This is a genomic window from Actinoplanes sp. NBC_00393 (genome assembly GCF_036053395.1).
GTDB lineage: Bacteria > Actinomycetota > Actinomycetes > Mycobacteriales > Micromonosporaceae > Actinoplanes.
Map to the genome: position 1 here is coordinate 9,845,796 of NZ_CP107942.1, position 13,237 is coordinate 9,859,032.

At 70.4% G+C, this 13,237-nt stretch carries 12 protein-coding genes; 8 read left to right on the top strand and 4 right to left on the bottom strand.

Annotation, left to right across the window (positions count from 1 at the left end):
* Positions 1-112: 112 nt before the first annotated feature.
* Complete coding sequence (locus OHA21_RS45690) at positions 113-2,257, bottom strand: transglycosylase domain-containing protein (RefSeq protein ID WP_328466228.1); 2,145 nt, start codon at positions 2,255-2,257, stop codon at positions 113-115.
* A 74-nt stretch (positions 2,258-2,331) separates the two neighbouring features.
* Between OHA21_RS45690 and cobC the strand changes: the two genes are divergently transcribed.
* The 3 genes from cobC to cobA are packed head-to-tail and all read left to right on the top strand — an operon-like array spanning position 2,332 to position 5,638.
* Positions 2,332-3,384: an Rv2231c family pyridoxal phosphate-dependent protein CobC gene (cobC, locus tag OHA21_RS45695; RefSeq protein WP_328466230.1), complete on the top strand. Its 1,053-nt coding sequence runs from the start codon at positions 2,332-2,334 to the stop codon at positions 3,382-3,384.
* A complete protein-coding gene (gene cobT / locus OHA21_RS45700) occupies positions 3,381-4,433 on the top strand; it encodes a nicotinate-nucleotide--dimethylbenzimidazole phosphoribosyltransferase (protein WP_328466232.1) in 1,053 nt (350 codons plus the stop codon). The genes cobC and cobT overlap by 4 nt, the downstream gene beginning before the upstream one ends.
* Positions 4,430-5,638 (top strand): uroporphyrinogen-III C-methyltransferase, encoded by a 1,209-nt coding sequence (gene cobA, locus OHA21_RS45705; protein WP_328466234.1) that lies wholly within the window; start codon positions 4,430-4,432, stop codon positions 5,636-5,638. The genes cobT and cobA overlap by 4 nt, the downstream gene beginning before the upstream one ends.
* A 61-nt stretch (positions 5,639-5,699) precedes the next feature.
* Here cobA and OHA21_RS45710 read toward each other — a convergent pair whose 3' ends face one another.
* Positions 5,700-7,121: an alpha,alpha-trehalose-phosphate synthase (UDP-forming) gene (locus OHA21_RS45710; RefSeq protein WP_328466236.1), complete on the bottom strand. Its 1,422-nt coding sequence runs from the start codon at positions 7,119-7,121 to the stop codon at positions 5,700-5,702.
* A gap of 148 nt (positions 7,122-7,269) precedes the next feature.
* Here OHA21_RS45710 and OHA21_RS45715 point away from each other — a divergent pair, with 148 nt between their 5' ends.
* The 5 genes from OHA21_RS45715 (at position 7,270) to OHA21_RS45735 (ending at position 11,335) form a co-directional block, all read left to right on the top strand.
* Positions 7,270-7,740: a hypothetical protein gene (locus OHA21_RS45715; protein ID WP_328466238.1), complete on the top strand. Its 471-nt coding sequence runs from the start codon at positions 7,270-7,272 to the stop codon at positions 7,738-7,740.
* 139 nt (positions 7,741-7,879) lie between these two features.
* Entirely contained in the window at positions 7,880-9,556 is a 1,677-nt protein-coding gene (ettA, locus tag OHA21_RS45720) for an energy-dependent translational throttle protein EttA (protein ID WP_328466240.1), read from the top strand.
* Between the two features lie 28 nt (positions 9,557-9,584).
* On the top strand, positions 9,585-9,968 hold the full coding sequence (locus OHA21_RS45725) for an acyl-CoA thioesterase (protein ID WP_328478942.1): 384 nt from the start codon (positions 9,585-9,587) through the stop codon (positions 9,966-9,968).
* Entirely contained in the window at positions 9,965-10,624 is a 660-nt protein-coding gene (locus tag OHA21_RS45730; RefSeq protein WP_328466243.1) for a hypothetical protein, read from the top strand. The genes OHA21_RS45725 and OHA21_RS45730 overlap by 4 nt, the downstream gene beginning before the upstream one ends.
* Positions 10,625-10,753: 129 nt before the next feature.
* On the top strand, positions 10,754-11,335 hold the full coding sequence (locus OHA21_RS45735; RefSeq protein ID WP_328478944.1) for a YbjN domain-containing protein: 582 nt from the start codon (positions 10,754-10,756) through the stop codon (positions 11,333-11,335).
* 142 nt (positions 11,336-11,477) lie between these two features.
* Here the strand turns inward: OHA21_RS45735 and OHA21_RS45740 are convergent, their stop codons facing one another.
* Together OHA21_RS45740 and OHA21_RS45745 are read right to left on the bottom strand one after the other, a co-directional pair.
* Positions 11,478-12,746, bottom strand: a complete 1,269-nt coding sequence (locus OHA21_RS45740) for a delta-60 repeat domain-containing protein (RefSeq protein ID WP_328466245.1) — start codon at positions 12,744-12,746, stop codon at positions 11,478-11,480.
* Between the two features lie 64 nt (positions 12,747-12,810).
* Entirely contained in the window at positions 12,811-13,224 is a 414-nt protein-coding gene (locus tag OHA21_RS45745) for a globin (RefSeq protein WP_328466247.1), read from the bottom strand.
* Between the last annotated feature and the right edge of the window lie 13 nt (positions 13,225-13,237).

Sequence of the window (13,237 nt, forward strand, 5' to 3'; positions counted from 1 at the left end):
AGCCCGGCAGGCTGGGCCGCAGCCCGGCAGGCTGGCTCGCAGTCCGGCAGGCTGGGTCGCAGCGCGGCAGGCTACCGGCCGAGCTTTGAGCTACCGGGCCGGCTTGGCCGAGCTACCAGACCAGCTTGTCGGAAGGGGGTTCGAACTTCTCCTTGGGCTGGCCCTTCAGGGCATCCCGCAAGGTTTGCGCGACGGTGAACTTCGACATCGTCGAGCGGCCCGAGCCCACCACATGCTCCGGGTTGTCCGGGTCCGCGACGAAGGCCGCCGCCGCCAGTTGCGGGGTGTATCCGCTGAACCACGCCGTCTTGTTGCCGTCGGTGGTGCCGCTCTTGCCGGCCACCGGGCGGCCCAGGGTGGCGTAGACCATCTCCGAGGTGCCCCAGCCACCGCAGCTGCCGCGCGCCGAGCCGTACCCGGTGACGCAGCGGGCCGCGTCGGTGGCGGCGCGGGCCACGTTGGTGCGCAGTTCGCGGTGGCAGCGCGGCGCGGCGATCAGTTTGCCGTCGTGCACGGCGTGGCTGCCGTCCGGGTTGCGGATGGACTGGACCGGCAGCGGCTCGCAGTACATGCCTTCGGCCGCGACCGTGGCGAAGACGTTGGCCATCTCCACCGGGGTCGCGTCGCTGACGCCGAGGGTGAAGGCGCCCCAGCCGGAGGCGTGTTCCGGGGTAGCTAGCCGCCGGTCCACCTCGGTGCGCCACCGAAGACCGAGACGCTCCGCCATCTTGACCGCCTTGTCAGCGCCGACCCGCTGTTCGAGCTGCACGAAGTAGGTGTTCACCGACTTCCCGAAGCCGCTCCACATGGTCTGGTTGCCGGTCATCGAGGCGCTGGAGTTCTTCGGGCACCAGTTGACCCCGCAGGTCGCCGGCCCGGGCGCGGTGATGTATTTCGAGACGAACCGTTGCGGCGAGTAGAACGAGGTGGAGAGTGGCAGCCCTTCTTCCAGCGCCGCCAGCATGGTGAAGATCTTGAACGTGGAGCCGGCCTGGTATCCGGCCATGTTGCCGCCGCCGAGCAGCGGGTTCACCGTGTTGGGGTAGTTGCCTTTGACGTCGCGGCCGAGCGACCAGTCACTGTGCCGGCCGTTGTCGTCCTGGTCGAGGGCGTATTTGCGGTTGACCGCCATGCTGACGATCCGCCCGGTGCCGGGTTCGATGACCACCTGTCCGTGGGCGAAGGGGCTGCTCCGCTTCTCCTTGTCGAGGACGTGCTTCATGGCGTACCCCTGGATCTTGGGGTCGATGGAGGTGACCACCCGGTAGCCGCCGCGGCGCAGGTTCTCCTCGCGGTCCTGCGGGGTTGCGCCGAAGGCGGGCTGTTCGCGCCACCAGCTCTTGAAGTAGTCGCAGAAGAAGCCCCAGTTGTTGCGTTCCCGGGCGACCGAGACGCAGTCGTTCGGCGGCGCGGTCAGCTTCAGCCTGATCTTCGTCTTCTTGGCGGTGATCGCCTGTTCCGGGGTGATCGAGCCGATCTTCGCCATCTGGTCGATGACGTAGTTGCGCCGTTGCAACGCCGCCCGCTGGTCCTTGGTCGCCGGGTCGTACGCGGACGGCGCCTTGACCAGCCCGGCGAGCAGGGCCGCCTCGGTGAGGGTGAGGTCGCGCGGCGTCTTGGAGAAGAACACCTCGGAGGCCGCGTAGATCCCGTAGGCGCGGTGCCCGAAGTAGGCGGCGTTGAGGTACCGCTCGAGGATCTGGTCCTTGCTGAGCCGCTGTTCGACCTCGATGGCGAGCCGCATCTCGCGCAGTTTGCGGGCGGCGGTCTGCTCGGTCGCCTCGAGCGCCTCCTTGGGGGTGCGGGCGCTGTCGCGCAGCGCCATCCGGACGTATTGCATGGTCAGCGTGGAGGCGCCCTGGGAGACGCCGCCGGCCTGCTGGTTGGCGATGAAGGCGCGGGCCACGCCTTTGGCGTCGACGCCGTTGTGGTCGTAGAAGCGGGAGTCCTCGGAGGCGACGATGGCGTTCGTTATGTGCGGTGACATGTTCTTGAGCGAGGCCTGCTTGCGGTGCTCCTCGTAGAACATGGTGAGCAGGGTTTTGCCGTCGTTGGCGTACACATAGGTGGATTGCGCGGGAGGCACCTCGGTGAGTTCCTCGGGCATGTTCTCCAGCGCGTCGGTGCCGGCCTTCACCCCCATCCCGGCCAGGGCGGCGAGGGGATAGGAGAGGCCGGCGATGACCAGGCCCGCGATGAGCCCGGCTCGGATCAGGAGGGCGACTCTTCCGGCTACGGTGAGGCGTCGGGTCGTCACCCTATGAAGGTATGACAAATCGCTCACGTTCCCCTGGGAACGGGCCGAACTGAGACATCCGGCATGCTGAACCCATGACGTTCGACCTTGATCATCACGGTGACGCCGAGGTGGGGGCGGGACTGGTCGATCTCGCGGTCAACGTTCGGCACCAGGCGATGCCCGGGTGGCTGGCCGATCCGATCGCGGAATCGTTGGGGCGGCTCTCCGCGTACCCCGATGGGACTGCCGCGACCGCGGCCGTGGCCGCCCGGCACCGCCGGGACCCGGCTGAGGTGCTGCTGACCGCCGGCGCCGCGCAGGCGTTCGTGCTGCTCGCGCAGGCGTTGCGGGGCGCGCGCCGCCCGGTCGTGGTGCATCCGCAGTTCACCGAGCCGGAGGCCGCGCTGATCAATGCCGGTCACCGGGTCGATCGGGTGCTGCTGCGTGAAGAGGATGGCTTCCGGCTGGACCCGGCACTGGTGCCGGAGGATTCCGACCTGGTCTTCGTCGGCAACCCGACCAATCCGACCTCGGTCCTGCACCCGGCGGCCGACGTGGCGAAACTGGCCCGGCCCGGGCGGGTGCTGGTGGTGGACGAGGCTTTCGCGGACACCACCTACCGTCCCGGTGTGCCGGGGGAGCCGGAGTCGCTGGCCGAGCGCCGTGACCTGCCGGGCCTGGTGGTGCTGCGCAGCCTGACCAAGACCTGGGGTCTGGCCGGTCTGCGGATCGGCTATCTGCTCGGTCCGGCCGAACTGCTGCCGCGGCTGGCCGCCGCGCAGCCGCTGTGGGCGGTCTCCACGCCCGCGCTCGCTGCGGCGACCGCGTGCGCGTCACCGGCCGCGATCGCGGCCGAGCGCGAGATCGCGCTGCGGCTCGCGCAGGAGCGTGCCCACCTGGTGGACCGGTTGCGGCACGTGCCGAGCGTCACGGTTGCCGGTGAGCCGGCGAGCGCATTCGTGAGCGTACGCCTCCCCGCCGCCGACCAGATCCGCCTTGACCTGCGCAAACGTGGATACGCGGTCCGCCGCGGCGACACCTTCCCGGGGCTGGGCCCGCAATGGCTGCGGATTGCGGTGCGCGACACTGCCATCACCGACGGATTCGTGCAGACTCTGACCGACGTGATCGAGGAGCGACCGTGACGCTGGAGACCACCCTGGCGGCTGTCCGGCCCGCCGACGAGCGGGCGATGACCGCTGCCCGCGAGCTGCAGGCCCGGCTGACCAAGCCGGCCGGCTCGCTGGGCGCCCTGGAGGAGTTGTCGGTCCGCCTGGCCGGCCTGGCCGGTGTCTGCCCGCCGCCGCTGCCCGCCCCGGCCACCGTCGCGGTCTTCGCCGGCGACCACGGTGTGCACGCCCAGCGGGTGTCGCCGTGGCCGCAGGAGGTCACCGCGCAGATGGTGGCGAACTTCGTGGCCGGCGGCGCGGTCGTCAACGCGTTCGCCCGCGAGACCGGCGCCGACGTCATGGTGATCGACGTGGGCGTGGCCATCCCGTTGCACGGCGGCGCGAACCTGCTGGACGCGAACGTGCGCCGCGGCACCCGGGACATGACCGTGACGGCGGCGCTGACCCGCGAGGAGGCGCTGGCCGCGGTCGAGGTCGGCATCCGGGTCGCCGAGGCGCTGGTCGACCAGGGCGCCAGAGCCCTGCTCACCGGTGACATGGGGATCGCCAACACCACCCCTGCCGCAGCGCTGATCGCGGCCTTCACCGGCGCCGGCGCGGCCGCGGTCACCGGGCGGGGCACCGGCATCGACGACGAGACGCTGGCGCACAAGACCGACGTGGTCGCCGCCGCGCTGGAACGGCACGTGCCGGACCCGGCCGATCCGCTCGGCGTGCTCGCCGCGGTGGGCGGTCTGGAGCATGCCGCGCTGACCGGCTACATCCTGGGCGCGGCCGCCCGCCGGGTCCCGGTGATCGTCGACGGCGTCATCGCGGTGTCGGCGGCGGTGGCCGCGGCCGCGTTCGCCCCGGACTCGGTGGCCGCGATGGTCGCCGGGCACCGTTCGGCCGAGCCGGGTGCGAGCGTCGCGCTCGCCCACCTCGGCCTGGAACCCCTGCTCGACCTGGGCATGCGCCTGGGCGAGGGCAGCGGCGCGGTGCTGGCCCTGCCGGTCGTGTCGGCCGCGGCGCGCGTGCTGCATGAGGTGGCGACGTTCGATTCGGCGGGAGTGTCGGAGAAGTGAGTCTCTATCCGTTGGCCCTGCGCATCGCCGGGCGCCGCGTGCTGGTGGTCGGCGGCGGCACGGTGGCCACCCGCCGGGTGCCCGCGCTGATCGCGGCGGGCGCGCAGGTGGAGATCGTGGCGCCCGAGCTCACCCCCGCGTTGCGGGCGCACGTCGACGCCGGCCGGGCGGTCTGGACGCCGCGGCGCTTCGCGCCCGGCGACGTGGCGGGCGCCTGGCTGGTGCACGTCGCCATCGATGATCCGCAGGCGGCGGCACAGGTGAGCGAGGCCGCCGAGGAACACCGGATCTTTTGCGTACGCGCAGACGACCGCGAAGCCGCCACCGCATGGACTCCGGCCGTCACCCGCCACGGCCAGGTGACCGTGGCGGTGACCGACGGTGGTGACCGCCGCCGTGCCATGGCGGTCCGTGACCTGGTCGCGCACGCTCTCGAGGCAGCCCCACCGGCGTCGCCGGAGTTCAAGGGCGTGGCCCTGGTCGGCGGCGGCCCCGGCGACCCGGAGCTGATCACGGTGAAGGGCCGGCGGCTGCTCGCCGCGGCCGACGTGGTCGTCGCCGACCGGCTGGTGCCCGGCATCCTCCTCGGCGAGCTGCGGCCCGAGGTGGAGCTGATCGACGCCGCCAAGATCCCGTACGGGCCGTCGGCCGCCCAGGAGGAGATCAACCGGATCCTGGTGGACCGGGCCTCGCAGGGCAGGTTCGTGGTCCGGCTCAAGGGCGGCGACAACTTCGTCTTCGGTCGCGGCGGCGAGGAGGCCGTCGCGTGCGCCCAGGCCGGCATCCCGGTGCTGGTCGTGCCGGGGGTGACCAGTTCGATCGCCGCGCCCGCCCTGGCCGGGATCCCGGTCACCCACCGGGGGGTGGCGCACGAGTTCTCGGTGGTCTCCGGGCACATCCCGCCGGACCACCCGGACTCGCTGGTCGACTGGGCGGCGCTGGCCCGTCTGCGCGGCACGCTGGTGGTGATGATGGGCCTGAAGAACCTGCCCGCCATCGCGGAACGCCTGATCGCCGAGGGCCGGTCCGCGGACACGCCGGTCGGGGTCGTGCAGGAGGGGTCGACGGCGCACCAGCGGTCGCTGCGGAGCACTCTCGGCGCGGTGACCGGCGATGTCGCGGCGGCGGGGATCCGTCCGCCGGCGGTCGTGGTGATCGGCGACGTGGTGGCGGTCGCGGAGGAGATCGTCCCGGCGATCGGGTGAGTGCTTCGCGCGTACCGCAGAAGGCGCCGGACCATCGTCGGCCCGGCGCCTGACCTGGGGGTTATTCCTTCTCGGCCGGCTCGGCGCCGTCCTTGCCGGCGGTGCCCAGCTCTTCCAGGAAGGTCCGGGCCCACCGGGCCACGTCATGGGTCCGCAGGTGGCGCTGCATGACCCGCATCCGGCGCTTGAGCTCGGCCGGCTCGGCCCCGACCGCCCGCAGCAGGGCGTCCTTGACCCCGTCCGGGTCGTGCGGGTTGCACAGGAACGACTGCCGCAGCTCGGTGGCGGCCCCGGCGAACTCGCTGAGCACCAGCGCGCCCCCGGTGTCGCCGCGGCAGGCGATGTACTCCTTGGCGACCAGGTTCATACCGTCGCGCAGCGGGGTCACCATCATCACGTCGGCCGCCGCGTACATGGCGGCGAGCTCCTGCTTGCTGACCGATTGGTGCAGGTAGTGCACGGCCGGCGTGCCGACCCGGCCGAACTCGCCGTTGATCCGGCCGACCTCGCGCTCGACCCGGACCCGCAGCGTCTGATAGTGCTCGACCCGCTCCCGGCTGGGCGTCGCGACCTGCACCATCACCGCGTCGCCGACGTTGAGCTTGCCGTCGGCGAGCAGCTCACGGAAGGCCTTGAGCCGCAGCTCGATGCCCTTCGTGTAGTCCAGGCGGTCGACACCGAGGATGACCGTTTTCGGATCGCCCAGCTCGGCGCGGATCTGCTTGGCCCGGGCCTGCACGGCCGGGTCGGCCGCGAGCTGTTCCATGTCCTTGGTGTCGATGCTGATCGGGAACGCGCCGGCCTTGACGCTGCGCCCGTCGACCTTGATCGACTGGCCCTCGTAGCGCAGGCCGAGCAGGTGCCGGGCCAGGCGCACGAAGTTCTGCGCGGCGAGCCGCTGCTGGAAGCCGACCAGGTCGGCGCCGAGCAGGCCGCGCAGGATCTCGGCGCGGAACGGCATCTGCATGAAGAGCTCGATCGGCGGGAACGGGATGTGCAGGAAGAACCCGATCCGCAGGTCGGGCCGCATCTCCCGGAGCATGGACGGCACCAGCTGCAGCTGGTAGTCCTGCACCCAGACGGTGGCGCCCTCGTCGGCCACCTCCGCCGCGGCCTGCGCGAACCGGTGGTTGACCACCCGGTACGTCTCGCGCCAGCGCCGCTTGTAGACCGGCGTCTCGACCGCGTCGTGGTACAGCGGCCAGATCGTGGCGTTGGACTGGCCCTCGTAGTAGCGCTCGAGCTCCTCGGCGCTGAGCGGGACCGGGTGGATGTGGATGCCTTCGAGCTCGAAGGGATCGGGCGCCGGCCCGTCCCCGCCCGCCCACCCGATCCAGGTGCCGCGGTGCTCGGTGAGGACCGGATGCAGGGCTGTGACCAGGCCTCCTGGACTGGGACGCCACTGTTCTTCACCGTCCGGCGCAGTCACCTTGTCCACGGGCAGACGATTGGCGACGACGACGAAGGAACTTCGATGGGCCACGCTGAGTACACCTCCGAGTGGTTTCTGTTCCCAACGCGAGCCTACTGTGCGTAAGCTCCCGCTTTTCACCGTGGGGCGTGGGTGCCATCCTGGGCCGGTGACTCCCCTTGATGATCATTCCCAGCGGCGGCGGCCATTGTTCTTTCCTGTGGTGATTGCCACGGCGCTGCTGACGATCATCGGCATGGTCGGCGGGTACCTGCTCGGCCAGGAGCGCGACCGTTCCGAGCCGGAACCGGAACCGGACTTCTCCTCCTCCCCGTCGTTGCTCCCCGCCGGTCCCGCATGCCCGGAACAGACCCAGCTAATCGGCCCGGAGCATGGCGCCAGTGGCGAATTACGGCAGGTGCTGCGGGTCCGGACCCGGAGCAAGATGGTGGTCTGGATCTGCCAGGACGAGGTCGGCGCGCTCTTCTACCACGCCAACCGGGGCGGCACCGACGCCGAGTGGGTGGAGAACAAGACCGCGCTGTTCCTGCCGCGGGTGCGGCGTACCGAATCCGGGCGGTACGAGGCCGAGGCGTACGACGGCAACCGGTTCTCGGTCGACAAGGAACGGCTGCTGATCACGTACGCGGACGGCCGCACAGACGAGCAGAAGGTGGTCAAGGGCGACTGACCGGGGTTGTTGTGTGCGTTGCCGACCGCACCTGGAAAGATTGTCCGTTGATAACCCGGCACCGCCATCCAACCACCCCACCCACCGCCCATGAGCGGACTGACGACTGACAACGACGATCTCGGAGGTAGGGCACACCGTGGCCCAGTACATCTACGTCCTGGAAAAGGCGCGCAAGGCGCACGGCGACAAGGTCGTGCTCGACAACGTGACGCTGAGCTTCCTGCCAGGCGCCAAGATCGGTGTGGTCGGCCCGAACGGCGCGGGTAAGTCCAGCCTGTTGAAGATCATGGCCGGGCTCGACACGCCGAGCAACGGCGAGGCCCGGCTCATGCCCGGTTACACCGTCGGCATGCTGGCTCAGGAGCCGCCGCTCAACGAAGCGAAGACCGTCCTCGGCAACATCGAGGAGGCGGTCGCGGACACCAAGGCCAAGCTGGAGCGGTTCAACAAGATCGCCGAGCAGATGGCCACCGACTACACCGACGAACTGATGGAGGAGATGGGCAAGCTCCAGGAGGAGCTCGACCACGCCGACGCGTGGGACATCGACTCCAAGCTGGAGCTGGCGATGGACGCGCTGCGCTGCCCGCCGCCGGACGCCGACGTCACCCAGCTCTCCGGTGGCGAGCGCCGCCGGGTCGCGCTCTGCAAGCTGCTGCTCGAGGCGCCCGACCTGCTCCTGCTCGACGAGCCCACCAACCACCTGGACGCCGAGAGTGTGTCCTGGCTGGAGCAGCACCTGGCCAAGTACGCGGGCACCGTCCTGGCGATCACCCACGACCGGTACTTCCTGGACAACGTGGCCGGCTGGATCCTCGAGCTGGACCGCGGCCGGGCGATCGGCTACGAGGGCAACTACTCGACGTACCTGGAGAAGAAGGCGGCGCGTCTGTCGGTCGAGGGCCGCAAGGACGCGAAGATGAAGAAGCGCCTCTCCGAGGAGCTCGAGTGGGTCCGGTCGAACGCCAAGGCGCGCCAGACCAAGAGCAAGTCCCGCCTCGACCGCTACGAGGAGATGGCCGCCGAGGCGGAGAAGACCCGGAAGCTGGACTTCGAGGAGATCCAGATCCCGCCGGGCCCGCGCCTGGGCAACACCGTCATCGAGGTCAACGGCCTGACCAAGGGCTTCGAGGGCCGTACGCTCATCAACAACCTGTCGTTCTCGCTGCCGCGCAACGGCATCGTCGGCATCATCGGCCCGAACGGCGTCGGTAAGACCACCCTGTTCAAGACCATCGTCGGTCTCGAGCAGCCCGACTCCGGCACGGTCCGGATCGGCGAGACGGTCAAGCTGTCGTACGTCGACCAGAGCCGGGCCGGTCTCGACCCCACCAAGACGCTGTGGGAGGTCGTCTCCGACGGGCTCGACCACATGATGGTCGGCAAGGTCGAGATGCCGTCCCGGGCGTACGTGGCCGCGTTCGGCTTCAAGGGCCCGGACCAGCAGAAGCCGACCAAGGTGCTGTCCGGCGGTGAGCGCAACCGGCTCAACCTCGCGATGACGCTGAAGATCGGCGGCAACGTGATCCTGCTCGACGAGCCGACCAACGACCTCGACGTCGAGACGCTCTCCAGCCTGGAGAACGCGCTGCTCGAGTTCCCCGGCTGCGCCGTGGTCATCTCCCACGACCGGATGTTCCTGGACCGGGTGGCCACGCACATGCTGGCCTGGGAGGGCACCGACGAGGAGCCGGACAAGTGGTTCTGGTTCGAGGGCAACTTCGAGGCGTACGAGAAGAACAAGATCGACCGCCTCGGCGCGGAGGCGGCCCGGCCGCACCGGGTCACCTACCGCAAGCTCACCCGTGATTGATAACGGGCGTTTCGTTTATGACGTGCCCGTGCGCTGGTCCGACATGGACGCGTACGGGCACGTCAACAACGCCCGCTTCCTCACTCTCTACGAGGAGGCCCGGGTGGCGATGTTCTTCATCGGCGCCAAGGAGCACGGGCTGGGCTCGTTCGAAGAGGGCATCGTGATCGCCCGGCACGAGATCGACTACCTGCGGCCGGTGGACTTCGGTGACCCGGTCCGGATCGAGATGTGGATCTCGGAGCAGCGCGCGGCGGCGTTCACGGTCTCCTACGAGCTGTTCGACGACGGGGTGCTGGCCAGCCGGGCGAAGTCGGTGTGTGTGCCGTACAACCTGGTCAAGGGGCACCCGCGGCGGCTCTCGGACGAGGAGAAGGAGTTCCTGGCGCCCTACACCGAGGACCGGTCATGAGTTCACACGGCCTGCTCGGGATCCCCGACGCAGGCGCGTTCCTGGCTCGGCTGACACGGCTCGATCCGGGGGCGCCGGTGCGGTTGCGCTCGTCCGCCGGCCGCACCGCGCTGTGGGCCCACCTTCCCTGGGACGTCCTGGTGACCCGGGAGGTCGCCGGTCCCGGCCCGGGTGACGCCACCGTCTCCGCCGCCGAGCTGCTCGCAGTGCTGGCCGCCGGCGGCGAGGGGCTGCCGGAACGGCGGGACACCCAGTGGCGCTGGCCGTTGCCGCCGGCCGTGAGCCAGGCGGTCGAGTCCATCTCGGGCAGTGAGCTGGCCCAGCTGGCGGACGCCGCGGCCGGAACGCTGCGGGAGATCTCCACCGGCGGGATGTCCGGCCGGGCGGTCGGGCAGCGGGCGGTACGCGACGCCCTCCTCGACCACGTCGCCCTGGTCGTCACGCCGGCCAGCGGTGCGCCGGTCCAGGTATCGCAGCGGCTCGTGCAGGCGGTCGCCCGGATGGGTTTCCTGGGTCCGAGGAGTGTGGAGACTGCCGAGGCGCGGGTGCGGGTGGCCGGCGGCTGGGTGGGAATTTCCGCACCATATGGAGTAGCGTGGCGACAGAGCGTTCACAAATTGACTGTTACTCCGATGGCAAATCACCCGAAAGGGTGACGCTGCCTCGTTCTTCCGGTCCCGCCCTCCCGTTGGGGGGATGACCTTCACGAACTGGACGGGTACCGTCGGCCCTCGGATCCACTGCTACGTCCGGCGGCGGGTCTGTTGGGGAGTGAGGTGCACACGATGCCGTGGTGGTCATGGCGTCCGGGATCGGCCGCGGGTAACGAGCCGGATACCGGTGGCGAGGTTGCGGTGCAGAGCACCGTCCGCGTCGGTGTCCCAGCTCAACGCGAGCCATCCCGTACCGGAGTTCCATCCGAATTGTCCACGGCCGCATCCTCCGATGCGGTCGCACCGGTGTCGCTGACGCGCATCGGCAAGGCGCTCGACATGCTCGACATCCGATTCCTCGCCGACGGCGGCGGCAGCCTGCTGGCGATGTGGGAGCGGCACGCCGTGCTGTTCACGCTCGAGGGTCCGGACGACGAGATCCTGGTCATGCGCGCCCGCCCGCACGCCACGGTCCCCCCGGACTGGGCGGACCGGGCCTACCGCGTGGTGAACGAGTGGAATCACACGCGGCGTTTCTGCAAGGCCTACGTGGGCGACCCGACCGAGCGGGGGCAGCTGCCGATCTACGCGGAGCTGCAGGTCCCGCTGGCGGCCGGGGCACACGATTCGCTGGTGGTGGAGCTGCTGGACTGCGGCGCCGCCGTGGCGACGTCCTTCGTCGACTGGCTGCACGACGAAGGGGCTCTGCTTTGAATTGCTTCGCCTCCGGCTCGCTGCATTGCGCCCTTTGACGCTGACGAGTTCGGGCCCGAAATCAACCACGGCTTCGCCTTGTTGATTTCGGGCCCGAACTCGTCAGCGGGCGCAATGCCCGGGGGTTGCGCTTAGAGCATGCTCAGCTCAGGGGGAACATTCCCAGTCGGCCGTGGTATTCGCGGCCCAGCTGGTCGGTGTCCGAGCCGACGAGCAGGCCCTGCGGCACGGTGAGGAAGGCGCGTACGCCGACGCCGCGGGACCGGGTCGGGTTCCAGGGCAGGGCCTTTCCGGTGCGCGGGCTGACCGCACCGATGCCGGGACGGGAGACCGCGCCCGGGCCGGGGCCGTTGCCGTCGGTGCCGTACGGGTTGTCGAACCAGCGCTGGTGCCCGCCGAGGTAGACGGCCGGCCCGGTGATCGCGACGGCGTACAGCGAGTCGCCGCCGGTGCGCTGCACCCAGGTCGGGTTCTGCCGTCCGCCGGCCCGGGTCTCGAACCGGGCGGCCGAGTCGCACAGCTTCTGCGCCGAGGAGGCCCGGCCGGTGGCGGCCACCACGATGTACGAGGCGTCCGGCGAGAACTTCACCTGCCGCAGGTAGGTGTCGAAGCCCTTCATGCACATCGGCTTGAACGCGTCGGTGTACCAGCTGGTCAGCTGGGCTGCCGGGCCGCCGACGTCGAAGAGCGCGATCTGCGTACGGTCGTAGCTGCCGGACCGGAGGAACGCGCCGATGGCGACCAGCCGGCGCCCGTCCGGCGACACGTCGAAGTGCTCCACCCGGACCCGCTTGAGGCCGGGACCGGAGAGCCGGGCGTCGAAGTTCGGGTCGACCGCCCCGGTGGCCGTGTTGAGCCGGGCCAGACCGACCCGCCGCGCCCCGTTGATCGCCGAGAACGTGCCGCCGGCGTAGAGCCGGTCGCCGCGGACGGCCAGCGCCCGCACGTCACCCCAGTTGACCTTGGGCGCGAACGAGCCGACCCGTTCGCCGTCCCGCAGCGAGATCCTTGCCAGCCCGCGCTGGGCGGTGCCGTTGACGTTCTTGAACGCGCCGCCGATGTACACCGAGTGGTCCGGGCCGGCCGCCAGCGAGTAGATGGCGCCGTCCACCTCCGGGGCGAACGTCCGGATGACGCCGTCGTGCAGGCCGAAGGCGAAGATGTTCTTGCGGGCGAAGGTGTGCCGGCGGCTGCTGTCGGTCACCTTCGTGAACGCCCCGCTGACGACCACGGTGTCGCCGACCAGGGCCAGCGCCCACACTGTGCCGTCCAGCACGTGCGGCGTCCAGTCGACCGGGTTGGTGGAGACCACCGACGAATGGGCACGGTCGGCAACCGCCGGCGGGGTGGTGGCCAGCGCCGGAACGGCGACGACCGCCACGGCGGCGGCTGCGAGCAGACGACGACGCATCAGATGGCTCTCCCGGGATCGTGAGTGACAATCCGATCAACGAGCCACCGGCGGACGCGACACGTCAGTGTGCGGGCTCCGCGGGATCCATCGTGTTCACCATGAAGTAGGCCGCCCGCTCCAGGTAGTCCCAGAGCGCCTTGTGATGCGGCTCGGGCAGCCCGAGCGAGTCGACCGCCTCACGCATGTGGAGCAGCCAGGCGTCCCGCGCTGCCGGGTCGACCCGGAACGGGGCGTGCCGCATCCGCAGCCGGGGGTGCCCGCGGGAGGCCGAATACGTGTTCGGGCCGCCCCAGTACTGCATGAGGAAGAGCGTGAGCCGGTCGGCGGCCGGCCCGAGGTCCTCCTCCGGGTACATCGGGCGCAGCAGCGGGTCGTCCGCGACCCCTTCGTAGAACTTGTCGACGAGGCGCCGGAACGTGGGCTCGCCACCGATGGCGGCGAACAGGCTGACCTCTTCCGGTACGGGTGCGCTCACCGTTCCATCCTGC

What these genes read in the sequence shown, in the direction of transcription:
- OHA21_RS45735 (WP_328478944.1), top strand. Translation starts at nt 10,754, where the DNA reads ATGCCGTGGTGGTCATGGCGTCCGGGATCGGCCGCGGGTAACGAGCCG.
- cobC (WP_328466230.1), top strand. Translation starts at nt 2,332, where the DNA reads ATGACGTTCGACCTTGATCATCACGGTGACGCCGAGGTGGGGGCGGGA.
- OHA21_RS45730 (WP_328466243.1), top strand. Translation starts at nt 9,965, where the DNA reads ATGAGTTCACACGGCCTGCTCGGGATCCCCGACGCAGGCGCGTTCCTG.
- OHA21_RS45740 (WP_328466245.1), bottom strand. Translation starts at nt 12,746, where the DNA reads ATGCGTCGTCGTCTGCTCGCAGCCGCCGCCGTGGCGGTCGTCGCCGTT.